The sequence below is a fragment of the Myxococcus sp. CA039A genome, assembly GCF_013336645.1.
GTDB lineage: Bacteria > Myxococcota > Myxococcia > Myxococcales > Myxococcaceae > Myxococcus > Myxococcus llanfairpwllgwyngyllgogerychwyrndrobwllllantysiliogogogochensis.
The window spans coordinates 13,024-30,490 of sequence record NZ_JABUMQ010000106.1 but is presented as its reverse complement, the minus strand read 5'-3'; the positions used below and the strand labels follow the sequence as shown (position 1 = coordinate 30,490).

The window sequence follows — 17,467 nt, the reverse complement described above, 5'->3', positions numbered from 1 at the left end:
CACCAGCGCCGAACGGTAGGAGGACATGCCCCGGCGCACCCCGCGCACCACCACCCGCACCCCCATGGCCTCCATCCGCGCGCACACGAACGGAGGCGCCCAGGCCGCGTCCGCGCGCCCGGAGAGCAAATCCTTGGCGAGCGTCTCGTAGCTGGACGCGACGCTCACCTCCACCAGCTTGCCCAGCGCCCTCTGGAGAAAGGCCGCCAGCCGGTCCGCGCGCTCTCGCGCCGTCTCGTTGCCCAGGGACGGCGGCAGACCGAAACGGAAGGAGTGCCTGGAGGTGGAAGGGACTTGAAGGGTCATTCTGCCCCCTGATTACCCCTCCCTGCCCAGTCGCGCCACTTCGTCGTCAGCAAGACCGAACGTCGCCTGGAGCATGTCCAGGATGCGCTGCTCCGGCAGACTGGGCTCGCCCCCCGCGTGGGCGATTTTCGTGGCCAGCCGGAACGCCTTCACCCGCTGGGTGTGCGTCGTCAGGCCGTGCGCCAGGACGTGGAGTCGCTGGGGCAGCCCCTCGGCGGACAGCGCCGCCACCGACTCGCTCACGAAGTTCTGCGCGCGCTCCGGGCTGACGTTCTCGAAGAGGGGGTCCGCCGCGAAGCTCTCCACCAGCGCCCGGGCCTCGGCCTCCTTCAGCCGCCCGTCCGCCGCGCTCACCAGCACCATGACCTCCGCGTACAGCCGCTCCAGCGGCTCTCCCAGGGCCTCCGCCAGGCTGCCGCCGTTCTCGATGACGTCGATGATTTGGGCGACCTCGTCCTCGGAGATGCCCAACGCGGCCTGGAACGTCTTGAGCAGCCCCAGCTCCGTGCGAGTCGCCCGCTGGTCCGCCAGCGCCACCGCCGCCGCCAGGCCGAAGGCCAGCATCCGGTTCTTGTGGTCCGGAAGCCGGCGCCTGAGCGACGCGAGCACGTCCTCCAGGTTGCGCGCCTCGGACAGCCGCGCGGCGCTGGTCTCCACCAGCGCGTTGAGCTCCTCGGGACGCGTGCCCTCGAACTCCGGCCGCTCCAGCACGCGGCTGAGCAACGTCTGCATCTCCCGCTGAGACACACGGCCGTCGGCCATCGCCGCCAGCAACATCGCCTCCACCAGCGCGGCGTTACGTTCCTTGCGCGCGCTCACTGCCTGCTCTCGAGCCATGGACTGGCTCCCCCTTGCGTGTCCTGCGTGTCTTGAGTGGGCGCCGCCGCGACTTCCGCCTCGCTCGCGTTCAGCGGGTCGGGGTTGAGCGCCCGGTCCAGCAGGTGCGACGGCCGCACGTTGGCCATCGCGTTGAGAAGGCTCTGCCGGACGTTGGGAATCTCCTTGCCCAGGTCCTCCACCAGCCGCTGCATCCGCTTGCGCTGGAGGTTCTCCTGCGTGCCGCACAAATCGCAGGGGATGATGGGGAAGGCCTTCAGCTCCGCGAACTTCGCGATGTCCTTCTCCGGCGCGTAGCACAGCGGCCGGATGACCACGTTGCGCCCATCATCGCTCTTGAGCAAGGGCGGCATCGCCTTGATGGAGCCGGCGAAGAACATGTTGAGCAACAGCGTGTGGATGAGGTCGTCGCGGTGGTGGCCCAGGGCAATCTTGGTGCAGCCCAGCTCCACCGCCGCCGTGTAGAGGATGCCCCGCCGCATGCGCGAGCAGACCGAGCACTGCGTCTTGCCGGGGGGCGTCTTCTCCAGGACGATGCTGTACGTGTCCTCCTTGAGGAGCTTGTACGCGTAGCCCTCTCGCTGGAAGTACTCCTCCAGGATGTGCCCCGGAAAACCGGGATGTCCCTGGTCCAGGTTCACCGCGAGCAGGTCGAACTTCACCGGCGCGCGGCGCTGCAGCTCCCTGAGCAGGTAGAGCATGGTGTAGGAGTCCTTGCCTCCGGACACACCCACCATGATGCGGTCCCCGTCCTCGATGAGGCGGTGGTCCGCGATGGCCCGGCCCATGTGGCCAAGCAGACTCTTTTCCAGGCGCTGGACGTCATTCATCGGCGTGGCCATCCTAGCGGCGGCCCGGGAAAAAACACGTCATTCAGGCGGTCCGGTCCGCTAGCCTGCTCAGCTCGATGCCTACCTACCCGCAGGGTGACGTGGACGTGGTGGATTCCGCCGGGGCCCAGAGCGCCCTCCAGAAGCTGGAGGCGGCCCGCGAGCTGGCCGTGGACCTGGAGGCCGACTCCATGCACGCCTTCCGCGCCCGGCTGTGCTTCCTCCAGGTCGCCACCGACGACGACGTCTTCCTCTTCGACACGCTCCAGCCCGGCGTGGAGGCCCGGCTGCTCGCCCCGCTGCTGGCCGACCCGGAACGCACCAAGTACTTCCATGCCGCCCAGGGCGACCTGCAGTTCCTGGCCGAGGGCGGGGTGCGGGTGCGGGGCCTGTTCGACACGCACCGCGCCGCCACCCTGCTGGGCTGGCCCAAGGTGGGACTGGCGGACGTGGCCCGGGAGAAGCTGGGCGTGGAGCTGCCGAAGGAGCATCAGCAGTCCGACTTCTCGCTGCGCCCCCTGCCCCCGGGCATGCACACCTACATCGCCAACGACGTGCGCTACCTGTGCGAGCTGGGCCGGCAGGTGCGCGAGTCATGCCGCGAGGCGGGCATCCTGGAAGAAGTGGTGCTGGACTGCGACCGGCTCTGTGACGAGGCCGTGGCCCGGCCCGACGTGGGCGCGGACTTCAAGCCCAAGCTGCCGCGCTCCGGGCTGTCCCCCACGCAGCTGACGCTGGCGAACGCGATTGCCCATGCGCTGCACCGCAAGCGGCTGGAGTGGGCGGAGCAGGAGAACGTCCCCATGGGGCGCATGCTCTCCAACATGGCGCTGGCGGATATCGCCACGCGGCTGCCCTCCACGCCCAAGGACCTGGCGCGCGCGGCGGGCGTGCGAGGCGCCTTCGTGCGCGCCCATGGCGACGAGGTGCTCGCCATCGTCCGCGCGCAGTTGGAGAAGTCGCGCAACGGGGAGCTGCCCCAGGAGCGCGAGAACAAGGGCCCCAAGGACACCAACCGCCGCAAGCGCGAGGACGCGCTCAAGGCGTTCCGAGTGGAGAAGGCCACCGAGCGCAAGGTGACGCCCAGCGTGGTGCTCACCAACCCGCTGATGGACGCGCTGCTCGCGCAGCCGCCCCGGAACCTGGAGGAGCTCGGCCAGGTGCCCTACTTCGGTGACAAGCGGCTGCAGTTGTACGGCCCCGCCCTCATCGAGCTGCTGGCCGCCTTCCCCGTCGTCGGCTGAGGGCCCCACCGCGCCACCGCGTCACATCTGACACCGCGTCTAAGCGCTACCGTCGCGGCGGAGGCGGTGATGGAATGACCTCCGTCACGAGTCGCCCTTGGTCTGGCGGACGGAGCTTCCCGATGCGGTTCGGACACCCTGGCGCGGTCATCGCCCTGTTGCTGGCGCTCCTCCTCGCGGGCTGCGCGGGCGGCGCCCGTGAAGCCGCGGCGCTGACGCCCCCACCCATGCCTCGCCCGCGCGTCGTGCCGCCGCCCGTGGAAGACGCCCGCGTCCTCACGCCACCGGGCCTGCGGCTGGACTGGCACGCGCGGCCCACGCGGCAGGCGGTGACGCTGGAGCTGGACCCTCGCCAGGAGACCTTCCGAGGCACCGTGGACGTGGAGCTGTCGCTGTCCGAGCCCACGCGCGCGCTGTGGCTCCACGCCTCGGAGCTGACCGTGAGCCAGAGCCACTTCCGCATAGGCGACACGCGGGTGTCCGCGGAGGCGCTGCCCGTCGGGGAGGACCTGCTCGCCTTCATCCCGCGCGAGCCGCTCCAGCCCGGCCCCGTCACGCTGCACGTCGAGTACACGGGCCGCGCGTACGACAAGGAAGACAGCGGCGTCTTCCGCGAGCAGGACAACGGCCACTGGTACGCGATGACGCAGTTCCAGCCGCTGTACGCGCGGCGCGCGTTTCCCTGCTTCGATGAGCCCGCGTTCAAGATTCCCTGGGTCCTGACGTTGCGCGTGCGCGCGGAGGACTCCGCCTTCGCCAACACGCCCGTGCGCGCCGAGGAGGCGGGGACGGACGGCTGGAAGACGGTGCGCTTCCAGACGACTCCGCCGTTGCCCACGTACCTGGTGGCCTTCGCGGTGGGCCCCTTCGAGGCGGTGGACGCGGGGCGTGCCGGACAGAACGGCGTGCCGGTGCGCATCGTGGTGCCCAAGGGCCGCGCGGCCGAGACGACCTGGGCCGCGTCCGTCACCCCGCCCCTGCTCGCGGAGCTGGAGACGTGGTTCGGCACGCCCTACCCCTACCCGAAGCTGGACGTGCTCGCGGTGCCGGGGCTTCTGGGGGGCGCGATGGAACATCCGGGCCTCGTCACCTTCGGCGCGCCGCTGGTGCTCGCGGAGCCGGGCAAGGACACCGTGTGGCGCCAGCGCGGCTTCGCGGAGACGCAGGCGCATGAGCTCGCGCACCAGTGGTTCGGCAACCTCGTCACCCCCGCGTGGTGGGACGACCTGTGGCTCAACGAGTCCTTCGCGGACTGGCTCGCCTTCAAGGTGGTGAAGCGCTGGCGTCCGGAGTGGCGTGGAGACATCCGCCGCGTGGAGGCCCGAGGCCACGCCATGCGCGAGGACTGGCTCGTCACCGCGCGCAGCATCCGCCAGCCCATCGAAGCGCCCGGTGATATCCACAGCGCCTTCGACGGCATCACCTATGGCAAGGGCGCCGCCGTGCTCGCCATGTTCGAGTCCTGGGTGGGAGCCGACACATTCCAGCGCGGCGTTCGCCACTACCTGCAGGCCCACGCGCGCGGCACCGCCACCACCGAGGACTTCTTCCAGGCGCTGTCACTCGCGGCCGGGCGGGACGTCGCGCCCGTGTTCTCGTCGTTCCTGGACCAGCCCGGCGTGCCGCTCGTGGCGATGACGCTCCAGTGTCCCAAGGAGGGAGCTCCGCGCCTCGCGCTGGAGCAGCGGCGCTACCTGCCGCTCGGGGCCCGGGACGCGGCGGGCTCACGGCCCTGGCAGGTGCCGCTGTGCGTGCGCTACGCCGTCGGCGCGAAGGAAGGCCGCGTCTGCACGGTGCTCACCGAGCCCACGGGCACACTGGAGCTGACCGAGGCGAAGGGGTGTCCCGACTGGGTCCACCCGAACGCGGACGCGCGCGGCTACTACCATGCACTGCTGCGCGGAGACGGGCTGGAGCGCCTCACGCGCCAGGGCGGACGGCAGCTCACCATCCCCGAGCGACTGGTGTTGATGGCGGACGCGCAGGCGCTGCTCTCCAGTGGCGAGCTGGACGTCAGCCAGGCGCTCACGCTGGTGGCTCGGCTGGGCGAAGGGGGCTCGGACCTGGTGAACAGCGCGGCGGGCGTGGTGGGCAGCGTGCACACGGACCTGGTTCCGGATGCACTCCGTCCGCACCGGGCGCGCTTCGTGCGCGGACTCTTCGGAAGCCGCGCGCGTTCGGTGGGCTTCGTCTCCCGTCCCGGCGAGAGCGAGGACCTGCGACTGATGCGCCCCACCCTGATGTGGATGGCGGCCACCGAGGGCGAAGACCCGAAGTTGCGCGCGGAGGCTCGCCGCCTCACGCTGCGCTGGCTCGAGGACCGGACCGCGCTGCCACCGGAGGACGCCGCCACGGTGCTCCAGTCCGCCGCGGTGGCGGGAGACGCCGCCCTGCACCAACGCCTGCGAGACGCCGCGCGCACCGCCGCCACGGAGCAGGAGCGCGGATTGCTCTTCGGTGCCCTGGGCAGCTTTCGCGATGCGGCGCTGGCGCGCGCCAGCCTGGAGCTGTTGTTGGACGCGAAGGTGGACACGCGCGAGGCGCTGGCCATCCTCTTCGGACAGCTCTCGGAGGCGCACACGCGCGAGGTGGCGTTCGGCTTCCTGCGCGAGCACTTCGACACCCTGCGCGAGCGACTGCCCAGGGACCTCTCCACGTGGCTGCTCTCGGGTGGCGGCTTCTTCTGCGACGCCGAGCACCGTGAAGAGGTGGCGCGCTTCTTCGGTCCGCGCGCGCGGGACTTCGAGGGCGGCGAGCGTGCGCTGGCACAGTCCCTGGAGCGCGTGGACCAGTGCATCGCCCAGCGCGAGGCCCTGCGGCCCGGGCTGACGCGCTTCCTCGCGCGCTACTGAGTCACCGCTTGCGCGCGAGCATCATCCCGTCGCGCACCGTCAGCAGCACGGGCTCCACGCGCGCATCCGCGACGACCTTCGCGTTGAAGTCCACCACCGCGTGGTCCTGCGCGGACTCGGGACTCAGCACGCGCCCGGACCACAACACGTTGTCCGCGACGAGCAGCCCTCCGGGACGCACCAGCGGCACCACCGCGTCCCAGTACGCGCTGTAGCCCCCCTTGTCCGCGTCGATGAAGACCAGGTCGAACGGAGCCCGCAACGTCTTCAGGGTTTCCAGGGCAGGCCCGAGTCGGAGCTGGATTTTCCGGCCATGCGGACTGCGCGCGAAGAAGGAGCGGGCAATCTCAGCCGTCTCCGGGTTGATGTCACAGGTGATGAGCTCTCCGTCGTCGGAAAGCCCCTCCGCCATCATCAACGCCGAGTATCCCGTGAAGGTCCCGATTTCCAGGACGCGCCTCGCACTCGTGAGCGAGACGAGCATTCTCAGGAAGGCGCCTTCGACGGGTCCGACCTGCATACCCGGAGAGGACGTGCGTGCGTGGGTGATGTCCTTGAGTTCCTCGAAGAGTGGCGCGGGTGCCGCGGTGTGCGCGCGGGCGTACTCTTCGATTTCGTCAGGGACGAGCGTGAGCTTGGGCATGGTGACCGTTTAACATCGGGCATCTCATGCCTCACTTCCAGTTGCCCCCCTGCTCGGCGTGCATACCCTGGTTAGCGGTTCGGAGGTGCGAGCGATGACTGGAGCGAGACTGGGCGGTGCTCGCGCGGACGTGTCGCGCTGCATTGATGCGAGCCTCCAGTGCCAGGCGGCCTGCGAAGCAGGCATGGCGCGGATGGTGGCGCAGGGACAGACGCTGAGCAGCGCCTCGGTGCGCGTGCTGCGGCAGTGCGCGGAGCTGTGCGAACTCAACGTGCGCGCGCTGCGCAAGGAGAGCCGGCTGGCGCGGCGCACCACCAGCCTGTGCTTCGAGCTGAGCAGCCTCGTCGCGCGCACGGCCTGGCTGGACGCGGATGACCCCGGCTCATACACGCTCGCGAAGGACGCGCTGCGGCTGGCCCGTTCGTGCCATCCGCTCCTGTTCTCGTTCTGAGTCCGCGCGTCGTGTGACGGCGGTCAGAGCGAGATGCCGTAGAGCGCGCCGTACTTCGCGCGCAGATACCCCAGGAAGTCCGCGTCGGTGAGGCCCTGTCCCGTCACCTCGCGCACCCGCTCCTCGGCGGGCAGGCGGAAGCCCTGACGGTGGATGCGCTCACGCAGCCAGTCGCGCAGCGGCAGCATCTGCCCCCGTCGCAGCTGCCCCTCGAGCTCCGGCAGCTCCCGCCCGGCGGCGCGATAGAGCGAGGCCGAGTAGAGATTGCCCAACGAGTACGTGGGGAAGTAGCCCAGCTCGCCCCAGGCCCAGTGGATGTCCTGAAGCACGCCCTGCGTGTCATCGGGCGGAGTGACGCCGAGGTAGCGCTCCATGCGTGCGTTCCACGCGGCGGGCAGCTCCTCCAGCGGAAGCTCGTCGCGGATGAGCAGCAGCTCCAGCTCGTAGCGCACGGCGATGTGGAGGTTGTACGTCACCTCGTCGGACTCGGTGCGGATGAGCGACGGGCGCACGTCGTTGACGACGGTGTGGAACGCATCCAGGTCCACCTGGGCCAGCGCGTCGGGGAAGCTCTCACGCAGCAGCGGGAAGTAGTGCTCCCAGAAGGGGCGACCCCGGCCCACGAGGTTCTCCCAGAGCCGCGACTGTGACTCGTGCAGCCCCATGGACGGCGAGGCCGCCAGCGGCGTGCGGTGGTGCTCGGGCGAGAAGCCCTGCTCGAACAGGCCGTGCCCCGCTTCGTGGATGGTGCTGAAGATGGCGGACAACGGGTTCGACTCGTCCACGTGCGTGGTGAGCCTGACGTCGAGCGCGTGCGTCCCTCCGGTGAACGGATGGATGCTCACGTCCTGTCGGCCCGCCTCCAGGTCGAACCCCAGGTCCCCGAGCAACCGCAGCGTGAAGCGCCACTGCGCGTCCTTGTCGTAGCGACGCCCGTCGAAGAGGGCCGGCACCTGTCGCTTCGCGCCCGAGAGCTTGCCCACCATGGGGATGAGCTGCTCGCGCAGCGTGGTCAGCACCGGGGTGAGCCGGGAGACACGCATGCCGGGCTCGTAGCCCTCCAGCAGGCCGTCATAGCGCTCGCCATCATGGCCGTACGCATCCGCCTGCTCGCGACGCAGCTCCAGCAGGCGCTGGAGGGCGGGCTGGAAGCGGGCGAAGCGGCGCTCCTTGCGGGCCTCGCGCCAGGCATGGAGGCCGTGACTCTGGGCCTCGGCCAGGGCGCGCACCAGGGCGGCGGGCACGCGCACCTCGCGCTCCCGCTCGCGCTGGAGGACCGTCACCATGGCGCGCTCGTCGTCGGACAGGCCCGCCTCCGTGGCCGCCCTGGCGAGCGCATCCCCCAGCCGAGGGTCCACGAGGCGCTCGTGGTGGATGCCCTGCAGGGTGGACAGCTGGTGGGCTCGCGCGGGGCCCGCCTTGGCGGGCAGGTACGTCTCCTGGTCCCACGTGGCGAGGCCAATGAGCCCCTGGAGGTCCTTCAGCTCCTGCATCCGGGAAAGCAGCCAGGTATCCATGAACTCTCTATAACCCGCCGCACCCCGGGCTTTCGCGGGGAGGAACACAAGGGTATGAGGGCCGGGCAATGGCCAATGTCCTTCAGTTCTTCATGATTCCCGACGACGAGCTCGCCTTCTTCCGCTTCCTGGAGCGCTTCGTGCTGGAGGTGTACCCCCGGCGCGTTCCAGCGGACTGGACGACGTTCCGCGCCCATCAGGACAACATGGCGCGACTGCCCGAGGACGAGATGTACCTGGTGGCCAGCGACCTGGGCCCCGCCATCGTCGACAAGATGAAGCGCGGCCCGGACAAGGGCTACTGGCGCGTGGACGAGGTGCGCTCCCCCGTCATCTTCCTGGAGCGCTGCCGCACCAACGAGGAGGGCGAACTGCTCAGCGGCAAGCTCTGGGCGGAGCTGGACATCACCGCGCAGACGGGCCGCAAGAACGCGGCGCCGGACCGCTTCCGGCGCCTGTTCATGGACATCGAGGAGCACGTGAAGAAGACGTTCCGCCGGGGCCAGCCGAAGGACTTCTTCGTCGGCCCCAAGACGGCCCGCCTGTACAAGGAAGGCCTCGTCCTGCGCGACTCCGCCTTCCGGGGCGGCACCGTGAACGTCTACAAGTAGCGCTCAGCTCCCCGAGGCGACCGCCGTCAGCTTGCGCAGCATGGGCGCCTCGTTGAGGAACTTCAGGTCCGGGTGCTTGTCCTCCGCGTGCTGGAGCGCCCAGTCGTCGCGGAAGAGGACCAGCGGCAGACCGTCGCGGTCCTGCACCGTCTGACGGTTGCCTTCCCAATCGAAGGACTTGGGGTCGAAGTTCGGCCCCACCACCCAGCGCGCGTGGCTGAAGGGCAGCCGGTCCAGGGCAATCTTCGCCCCGTACTCGTGCTCGAGCCGGTACTGGAGGACCTCGAACTGGAGGGCGCCCACCACGCCGACAATCGGGTCCTTCATGCCCATGCTGAGCTGCTGGAAGATTTGCACGGTGCCCTCTTCCGAGAGCTGCTCCAGGCCCTTCTCCATCTGCTTGCGGCGCAAGGGGTCCTTGGAGCGCACCACCGCGAAGTATTCGGGGCTGAAGCGCGGCACGCCCTCGAACTCCACGTCGGTGCCCTCCGCCAGCGTGTCGCCGATGCGGTACTGCCCCGGGTCGAACAGGCCGATGACGTCTCCGGGCCAGGCGTCTTCAATCGCGGTGCGCTCGGCGGCCATGAACTGGCTCGGCTTGGCCAGACGCACTTCCTTGCCCAGGCGCGAGTGGAACGCGTTCATGCCCTTCACGTACCGGCCGCTCACCACGCGCATGAAGGCGATGCGGTCTCGGTGGGCGGGGTCCATGTTCGCCTGAATCTTGAACACGAAGCCGGCGAACTTGGGGTTGTTGGGCTCGCGCGGGCCCAGCGTCGTCAGACGCGAGGTGGGCGCGGGGGCCAGGTCCAGGAAGGCGTCGAGGAACGGGCGCACGCCGAAGTTCGTCATCGCGCTGCCGAAGAACATGGGCGTCAGCTGGCCCGAGTCGCTCTTCTCGCGGGTGAACTCGTCACCGCCGATGTCGAGCAGCTCGATGTCCTCGTGGAGCTTGGCCAGCTCCGACTCGGTGAGCACCGACTTGATGTCCTCCGAGTCGATGGAGACCGAGCGCTCGCCGACCTCCGACTCGCCGTGGGTGCCCTCGGCGGAGAAGACGTGGACGACGCGGGCCTGCCGGTCGTAGACGCCACGGAACTCCGGCCCCATGCCAATGGGCCAGTTCATCGGATAGGAGCGGATGCCGAGCACCTGCTCCAGCTCGTTCATGAGTTCGAGCGGCTCGCGGCCGTAGCGGTCCAGCTTGTTGACGAAGGTGAAGATGGGGATGCCGCGCAGGCGGCACACCTTGAAGAGCTTCTTCGTCTGGGGCTCGACGCCCTTGGCGGCGTCGATGAGCATCACCGCCGCGTCGGCCGCGGCCAGGGTGCGGTAGGTGTCCTCGGAGAAGTCCTGGTGGCCCGGGGTGTCCAGCAGGTTGACGGCGTGGTCCCGGTACACGAACTGGAGGACGGACGAGGTGACGGAGATGCCGCGCTCCTTCTCCAGCTCCATCCAGTCGCTGGTGGCGTGGCGCCGCGCGCGCTTGGCCTTGACGCTGCCGGCCAGATGGATGGCGCCGCCGTACAGCAGCAGCTTCTCCGTCAGCGTCGTCTTGCCCGCGTCGGGGTGGGAGATGATCGCGAAGGTGCGCCGCCGGGCGACCTCCCTGTCGAGCTCGTTCGTCATGACCCGGGGCCAACTACCACGGGCCGTGTTTCCTTGCAGCCAACAAGGAGCCCCTGGCGGTCCGCCCGAGGCCCGTGGGAGGGTCTGCCCACACTTTCTCGCCTTCGGAGGCAGCCATGCAGCGGACCCATCACTCCACGGGTACCCCCTGGGAGCCCGTCGTGGGCTACTCGCGCGCGGTGAGGGTGGGGCCCTTCGTCTCCATCTCGGGCACCACGGCCACCGACGCGTCGGGGCAGATTGTCGGGGCCGGGGATGCCTACCTGCAGGCCGTCCAGGCGCTCCGGAACATCGAATCCGCGCTCCTGGCCGTGGGCGCGGGCCTGAAGGACGTGGTGCGCACTCGGATGTACGTCACGGACATCTCCCGCTGGGAGCAGGTGGGCCGGGCGCATGGGGAGTTCTTCGCCAGCATCCGTCCGGTGACGTCGATGGTGGAGGTGAGCAAGCTCATCTCCCCGGAGATTCTGGTGGAAATCGAGGCGGACGCCATCGTCGCGGACGCGCTCGACAAGGCACCCTGAGGAACGAGGGCTCCCCTGCCCGCTTGGATTGCATCGCCGGGGGTGGTCGCCTCGCGCCCGACGCTCCAAGTTCGAGGGAGCCATGGGCGTCGAATGGAAGGACAACATCGGCATCGCGGATGCGCTGGAGCGGGTGGCGGACCTGCTCGAGGAGCAGGACGCGATGCCCTTCCGGGTGACGGCCTACCGCAAGGCGGCGGGGTCGATTGGCCAATGGCCGGAGTCCGTGGCGGAGCTGCTGGCGTCGAAGGGCGAGGCGGGGCTGCGGGAGCTGCCCGGGGTGGGCAAGAGCATCGCCGCGGCGGTGGCGGAGCTGGTGCGCACGGGGCAGCTCGGGTTGTTGCAGCGACTGGAGGACGAGTCCTCGCCCGAGCAGTTGCTCGCCAGTGTGCCGGGCATCGGTCCGGAGCTGGCGCGGCGGATTCATGAAGAGCTGGGTGTGCGCTCGCTGGAGGAGTTGGAGCAGGCGGCGCACGACGGCAGGCTCGAAGCGGTGGAGGGCTTTGGACCGCGACGCGGGCAGCAGGTGCGGGACCTGCTCGAGGCGCGGCTGGGGCGAAACCGGCGAGGAGCGGCGCGCAAGCGCGAGAGCCAGGATGAAGGGCCTCGGCCCGACGTGGGGGTGTTGCTCCAGGTGGATGAGGAGTACCGCCGGAAGGCGGACACGGGAGAGCTGCGGACCATCGCGCCTCGGCGGTTCAATCCATCGGGTGAGGCGTGGTTGCCGGTGATGCGGCGCAAGCTGGACGGGTGGAACGTGCGGGCGCTGTTCTCCAACACAGCGATGGCACATCAGCAGAAAGCGACGCACGACTGGGTGGTGCTGTACTTCGACCAGGAAGGCGACGAGGGACAGTGCACCATCGTCACCGCGCACGGTGGACCGCTGGACGGTCGGCGCGTGGTGAGAGGTCGCGAGGTGGAGTGCCTGGCCTATTACGGCGTGGAGTCCGAGGAGGCGGAGGCGCATCAGCCCGGGGCGTGAAAACAGGAGGTCGAGCCGGAAACAGTCCCTGCCGCCAACAACGACGCCGACGAGTAGGATTCACCTCATGGCCACCAAGGACGATTTGCTCACACGGGTCCTGAGCCTTCCTCCCGAGGAGCGCGCCGAGGTCGCGCACAAGCTCCTGCTCAGTCTCGACGACGAGCCCGCACAGGAAGCTTCCGGTTCAGAGTGGGCACAAGAGCTGGAGCGTCGCGCCACGGACATCCGCGAAGGCCGCGTGGAGACAGTCCCCTGGGAGGACGTGGAGCGTCAGGTTGTTGCTCGCCTGAAGTAGCGACGCGTAGCATCGGCCTCTCATCACGAGGAAGCCCAGGCGCAACTGCACGTAAAACTCCGGCAATTCTGAGTGCTAGGCTTCGCGGCGCATGCGAATTCTGCGAGGGCTCTGGCTTTTATGGGTCGTCCACGTGCTGGGCTGCGCTTCCGCTGCACAGCACCCGATTCATCCCGCTTGGGATGAAGCCGAGGTGGAGTGCGCTCGCCCCGAGGAGGACCGCTGCGTCACGGTCCTGTGTTCGGATGACATGTGCGGCCTCTATCGTTGCGAGGACCTGCCCAGCGAGGTTGAGCGGGTGCGTTTTCCTCCGGCACGTCCCCCTGCCGCCGCTGCCGCACCGGGAAGTGGTCCCCGGAGGAACTGGGGCGGTCGCCAGGGCCTCCCTCGCGGGGCCATCATGGTCTTCCCGCACTGGAATGGCGCGCCCGAGCGAGTCATTCCTCCTTCGCACCAGCTCACGCCAGGGCGTTGGGAGAAGCACCACATTTTTCCCCAGGCAGAGGACCTCGCGAGATGGTTCGAGCGCCAGGGCGTGAAGATCCACGACTACACGATGCCCATCCCCCGCGACCTCCATCGCCGCATTCATGGGAATGACAGTCGCGGAGGCCCGTGGAACAAGGCCTGGCGCCAGTATCGAGACCTGAATCAGAGCGCGAGTCCCGAGGACATCTACAAACACGCGGGCGAACTCATCCACCGATTCCAGCTCATCGGTGGCCCCGTTCAACCCTACTATTCTCGCCCGGGAGCATGAGGGCTTCGAACACATGACTCGGTACTTCTGGCTGCGGGAGGACGAGGCCGCGACGAGCGCCTTCAGCGGCTCGTTCGACGGGGCTCTCAAGTGGGCCCTGCCCGGTGCGAAGTGCTCGGAGTGCGGCGTGACCTGGAGCTCGTGGGGTCACCACTATCCTTGCGTGGACCTATCCTCGCTGCCCGAGCACGCTCTCTTCGAGCAGCCCCGCCCCGAGCCCTTCACCGGGTTCGCACGTCTGCGGGCTCTGGTGCGCCCCCTGGCCCCAGCGAACTCCGAGCTGCCACCTGGCACCGAGTTTGGCCCCAGGGTCGGCCGAGCCTCGGGAGCTTTCGGACCGTTCACCTGGCAAGGGACTTCGATTCTGCTCGTTCGCCGCGACGCACTGGAGCAACTCCAGGCGCAGGGCCTCCGTGGATTGACAGGGTGCCGGACAGAGCTGCGGTTTCGCCAGAAGACCGCGCCCGAGCTGCTCGACCTTCAAATCGAGCCACGCGGTCGACTCCATCCCGACTGTGTCCCACCGGATGTTCCTCCACCCTGCCCGACGTGTGGCCGCTTCGCGCTCTCGCGACCCGATGCGCCCGTCCTTGATGCGGACTCCATGCCCTCAGACGTGGACCTGTTCCGGGTCGGAAACTTCGCGACGATGCTCATCGGCACTCAGCGCCTCATGGAGGCAGTGCGCCTCATGGAACTCCCAGGAATCGCCTTCCACGAGCTGCCAGTCCGCTCCGCCGTGAGCTGATGCCCCTGCCGCCCGCGTCCACACCGGGACGCGGGCGACAGGAGCCCCATCGTCAGAGCGCTGGCGTGTACAGCTCCGCCGAGGACAGCGCTCCGCTGGTCCCCAATCCTCCCGCGACGAGCAGTCGCCCGGAGATGGCCAGCCGAGTCACCGTGCCGCTCGACAGCGCGTTGGACATGGTGCCCGCGGACGTCCACTGACCGAGCGCCGGGTCGAACACCTCCGTCGTGGACAACAGGCCCGTTCCCGCCCCGGCATCCCCGCCCAGCACCAGCACGCGGCCCGAGGACAACACCGACGCCAGCGCGCCGTAGCGGCTGCTCGTCATGGGCGCCACCGTCGTCCAGCCGCCCTGCGCCGGGTCATAGATTTCCGCCGTGGCCAGCGCGCCGCCCAGGCCCCAGCCGCCCGCCACCAGCACCTTGCCTCCGGGGAGCGCCACCGCGATGTGTCCATAACGCGTGCCCGACATGGAGCCCGTCTGCGTCCACTGGCCCGTGTGCATGTTGTAGAGCTCGGCGGTGGCCGTGTCGCCCGTGGGCGTCGTGCCGCCCACCACCAGCACCTGCCCGGACAACAGCATCGTCGCGGTGTGGTTGACGCGACGCACGTTCATCGCGCCCGTCGTGCGCCAGGTGCCGGAAGGCGGGTCATACAACTCCGCCGTGGCGAGGATGCTGCTGAAGCTGGAGGACATCCGCCCTCCCGTCACCAACACCTGCCCCGACTCCAGCAACGTGGTGGTGTGCCGCGAACGGGCCCCCGCCAGCGCGCCGGTGCTGCTCCACTGCCCCGTGGCCAGGTCATACACCTCCGCGGACGACAGATAGGACGAGGAACTGGCCTGCCCGCCAGCGACCAGCACGTTGCCCGAGGGAAGCTCGGCCGCCCCATGCAGGAAGCGCGGCGCGACCAGGCTCCCCGTCTGCGTCCACGTCACCAGGTGCTCGTCGTACAGCTCCGCGCCCGACAGCCCGCTGCCGCCGGTGCTCGTGCCTCCCGCCACCAGCACCTTGCCGGAGTCGAGCAACGTCACCGAGTGGTGATACCGCGCCGACGACATGACGGCCGTCGGGCGCCAGGGCGGCGTGGGCACCGAGAAGCGCTCGGCCGACGAAGCCCCCTGCGTCCCCTCCGCGCTTCCTCCCGCGACGAACACGTCGCCCTGGGGCAACAGTGTGGCCGTGTGCCCCAGCCGACTCGTGCTCATCGAAGACGTCACGCTCCAGCGCACCAGCGCCGGGTCGAAGATGGCCGCGCTCTGCAGATACGGGCTGTTGCCATCCGTACCACCGCTGACGAGCACCTCGCCTGAGTGCAGCAACGTGGCCGTGTGCTGCGCCCGCTCTCCTGGCAGCCCCTGCGCCACCGAAGTCCAGGTGCCCGTCCCCGGGTCGAACAGCTCCGAGGTCCGCGAGGCCATGAGCTCATCGATGAAGCCTCCCGCCACCAGCACCTTGCCGGACAGCAGCCGCGTCGCGCTGTGCCCCGAGCGCACGCCGAGCATCCCCGCGGCGAGGGTCCAAAGCCCGGTGCTCGGTTCATACAGCTCCACGTCATTCACGAACGAGCCTCGCGGTCCGACTCGCCCTCCGGTGACCATCACCCGTCCATTGCCCAGGAGCGTCGCTGTGTGTCCCACGCGCGCCCTGCGCAGCGCACCCGTGGCGGACCACGTCCCCGTGGCCGGGTCATAGAGCTGGGCACTGGCCAGTCCCGCGCTCGCGCCGTTCTCTCCGCCCACCACCAGCACCTTCCCGCTCGACAGCAACGTCGCCGTGTGGCCGGAGCGCAGCGAGTCCAGATTCCCCGTCGCGACCCAGGTCCCCGCAGTGGGGTCATACAGCTCCGCGGTGCCCGTGGACGACGCGCCGGAGTCACCGCCAGCGACGAGCACCTTGCCGTTGTTCAGGAGTGTCGCGCTGTGTCGACGCCGCGCGGCGCCCAGCGAGCCCCCGGGCAGCCAACGCACGCCCTTCGGGTCGTACAGCTCCGCGCTCGACGAGGACTGCCCACCCACCACCAGCACCTGCCCGGTGCGCAGCAACGTCGCCGTGTGGTCCATCCGCTGGAGCAACATGCTCGGCGTGGGCGTCCAACCCTGGCTCGCCTCCAAGCCCGCAGTCGCCTGTGCTTCCGACGTTTCTGCAAATTCCTCGTGTGAGCATCCCGCTAGGACAAGCGCCGACACAAGCGCGGCCAGTCGGCCGAGCCCGATACATCGATTCATGGGTGGGGGTCCTTTCCTTGGGGTGTGCGCCCGACGAGCCGCACGCGGCGGCCCTTACCCCAGTCCCGAGGAAGGAGGCCAATTCCGCCCTTGAAAAGATGTGTCGACACCAGATGAGACAGGTGGGGTTGATACACCCCACCACCGAGTCAGCGAGCGCTCGCCGGCTCGAAAGACTCGGTCGAGATGAAAGGGATTAGCTGCTGGCGGAGGTGTAGTGGCCGATGGAGCGAATCCAGACGCGCCGCGCCACCCACGCGAAGACCGCCGAGCCCACCACCGCCCCCACCAGGGACTGCGCTGGCAGCCGGCCCAGCATGGCCTCCGCCGGGAAGGTGGTCATCAAGGCGAGGGGAATCACGTAGGTGAAGACCAGGGTCAACGCCCCCTTCGCCACGCCCTTGAACACGGATGACGGCCAACGCGCGAAGTCAAAGATGGACGTGAAGAGGTAGGTGAGGTTGTCCACCCGGACGACGAAGAACGCGGCGCTCACCGTCAATATCCACAGCGAATACAAGAGCAGCGTGCTGGTGCCCAGGAGCAGCACGGACGTCAGGAGCCCCAAGGGAGACGGCCCGCGCCCCAGCAGCATGAAGGCGTAGAGGAAGAGCCCCAGGCCGGTGAGCACGTTGAACGCGCGCCACGGCAGGAAGCGCTGCGTCGACACGAGGAACTGCGCGTCCGCGGGCTTGAGCAGCACGAAGTCCAGCGTGCCCTTGCGGATGTGCTCCACCACGCCGGTGAGGCTGGGGTTGATGGCGCCCTCGAGGATGCCTTGCAGCAGGGTGAACCAGCCCACGACGAGCAGCGCCTCGCCGAAGCTCCAGCCCTCGACCTCCGGCCGGCTGCCGTAGACGACGAACAGCGGCGCCAGCGCGGTGAAGACCCAGCACAGCGACGTGAAGCCGTCGGTGAAGAAGTCCGCCCGATACTGGAGCGCCTGGAGGCCGGAGGCCTTGAGCTGCACTGTCAGCAGTCGCAGATATCGCCGCACCATGC

General features: G+C 69.2%; 17 protein-coding genes. 9 read left to right on the top strand and 8 right to left on the bottom strand.

The genetic code is table 11. The features are described 5' to 3' along the window. The 3 genes from HR086_RS19240 to ttcA all read right to left on the bottom strand — a co-directional run. Positions 1-306 (bottom strand): PhnD/SsuA/transferrin family substrate-binding protein (locus tag HR086_RS19240; protein ID WP_174466339.1); only part of this gene is annotated, 306 nt, incomplete at its 3' end. A 12-nt stretch (positions 307-318) separates the two neighbouring features. Further along, on the bottom strand, positions 319-1,143 hold the full coding sequence (locus tag HR086_RS19235) for a TerB family tellurite resistance protein (protein WP_141645938.1): 825 nt from the start codon (positions 1,141-1,143) through the stop codon (positions 319-321). After that, positions 1,122-1,985 (bottom strand): tRNA 2-thiocytidine(32) synthetase TtcA, encoded by an 864-nt coding sequence (gene ttcA, locus HR086_RS19230; RefSeq protein ID WP_174457573.1) that lies wholly within the window; start codon positions 1,983-1,985, stop codon positions 1,122-1,124. The genes HR086_RS19235 and ttcA overlap by 22 nt, the downstream gene beginning before the upstream one ends. A gap of 65 nt (positions 1,986-2,050) precedes the next feature. Here ttcA and HR086_RS19225 point away from each other — a divergent pair, with 65 nt between their 5' ends. Together HR086_RS19225 and HR086_RS19220 are read left to right on the top strand one after the other, a co-directional pair. Beyond that, the gene (locus HR086_RS19225) at positions 2,051-3,217 is read left to right on the top strand and encodes a ribonuclease D (protein ID WP_141645940.1); all 1,167 of its coding nucleotides are present in this window, start codon (positions 2,051-2,053) and stop codon (positions 3,215-3,217) included. Positions 3,218-3,339: 122 nt separating this feature from the next. Beyond that, positions 3,340-6,069, top strand: coding sequence for a M1 family metallopeptidase (locus HR086_RS19220; RefSeq protein ID WP_174466338.1), 2,730 nt, complete (start codon positions 3,340-3,342; stop codon positions 6,067-6,069). A gap of 1 nt (position 6,070) precedes the next feature. On the opposite strand, the gene HR086_RS19215 is transcribed toward HR086_RS19220, so the two are convergent. Then, positions 6,071-6,712, bottom strand: coding sequence for a class I SAM-dependent methyltransferase (locus HR086_RS19215; protein WP_174466337.1), 642 nt, complete (start codon positions 6,710-6,712; stop codon positions 6,071-6,073). A gap of 94 nt (positions 6,713-6,806) precedes the next feature. Between HR086_RS19215 and HR086_RS19210 the strand changes: the two genes are divergently transcribed. Then, complete coding sequence (locus tag HR086_RS19210; RefSeq protein ID WP_141645943.1) at positions 6,807-7,163, top strand: hypothetical protein; 357 nt, start codon at positions 6,807-6,809, stop codon at positions 7,161-7,163. 23 nt (positions 7,164-7,186) lie between these two features. Here HR086_RS19210 and HR086_RS19205 read toward each other — a convergent pair whose 3' ends face one another. Further along, positions 7,187-8,680: a carboxypeptidase M32 gene (locus HR086_RS19205; RefSeq protein ID WP_174466336.1), complete on the bottom strand. Its 1,494-nt coding sequence runs from the start codon at positions 8,678-8,680 to the stop codon at positions 7,187-7,189. A gap of 68 nt (positions 8,681-8,748) precedes the next feature. Between HR086_RS19205 and HR086_RS19200 the strand changes: the two genes are divergently transcribed. Beyond that, positions 8,749-9,291 carry a hypothetical protein gene (locus HR086_RS19200; protein ID WP_141645945.1) on the top strand — a complete coding sequence of 181 codons (543 nt, stop codon included), beginning with the start codon at positions 8,749-8,751 and terminating at the stop codon, positions 9,289-9,291. Between the two features lie 3 nt (positions 9,292-9,294). Here the strand turns inward: HR086_RS19200 and HR086_RS19195 are convergent, their stop codons facing one another. Continuing rightward, positions 9,295-10,920 carry a peptide chain release factor 3 gene (locus HR086_RS19195; RefSeq protein WP_141645946.1) on the bottom strand — a complete coding sequence of 542 codons (1,626 nt, stop codon included), beginning with the start codon at positions 10,918-10,920 and terminating at the stop codon, positions 9,295-9,297. Positions 10,921-11,036: 116 nt separating this feature from the next. On the opposite strand from HR086_RS19195, the gene HR086_RS19190 reads away from it, so the two are divergent. From HR086_RS19190 to HR086_RS19170, 5 genes are all read left to right on the top strand, one after another. Then, entirely contained in the window at positions 11,037-11,444 is a 408-nt protein-coding gene (locus HR086_RS19190) for a RidA family protein (RefSeq protein ID WP_174457577.1), read from the top strand. Between the two features lie 82 nt (positions 11,445-11,526). Next, the gene (locus HR086_RS19185; RefSeq protein ID WP_174463204.1) at positions 11,527-12,429 is read left to right on the top strand and encodes a helix-hairpin-helix domain-containing protein; all 903 of its coding nucleotides are present in this window, start codon (positions 11,527-11,529) and stop codon (positions 12,427-12,429) included. A gap of 67 nt (positions 12,430-12,496) precedes the next feature. Further along, positions 12,497-12,727, top strand: coding sequence for an addiction module protein (locus HR086_RS19180; protein ID WP_174457579.1), 231 nt, complete (start codon positions 12,497-12,499; stop codon positions 12,725-12,727). A 91-nt stretch (positions 12,728-12,818) separates the two neighbouring features. Then, complete coding sequence (locus HR086_RS19175; RefSeq protein WP_174466335.1) at positions 12,819-13,487, top strand: TIGR02269 family lipoprotein; 669 nt, start codon at positions 12,819-12,821, stop codon at positions 13,485-13,487. Positions 13,488-13,500: 13 nt separating this feature from the next. Further along, on the top strand, positions 13,501-14,235 hold the full coding sequence (locus HR086_RS19170; RefSeq protein WP_174466334.1) for a double-CXXCG motif protein: 735 nt from the start codon (positions 13,501-13,503) through the stop codon (positions 14,233-14,235). 52 nt (positions 14,236-14,287) lie between these two features. On the opposite strand, the gene HR086_RS19165 is transcribed toward HR086_RS19170, so the two are convergent. Together HR086_RS19165 and HR086_RS19160 are read right to left on the bottom strand one after the other, a co-directional pair. Continuing rightward, positions 14,288-16,351 carry a kelch repeat-containing protein gene (locus tag HR086_RS19165; protein ID WP_254626377.1) on the bottom strand — a complete coding sequence of 688 codons (2,064 nt, stop codon included), beginning with the start codon at positions 16,349-16,351 and terminating at the stop codon, positions 14,288-14,290. A 310-nt stretch (positions 16,352-16,661) separates the two neighbouring features. Next, positions 16,662-17,465 (bottom strand): ABC transporter permease, encoded by an 804-nt coding sequence (locus HR086_RS19160; protein WP_141645950.1) that lies wholly within the window; start codon positions 17,463-17,465, stop codon positions 16,662-16,664. Positions 17,466-17,467 lie beyond the last annotated feature (2 nt).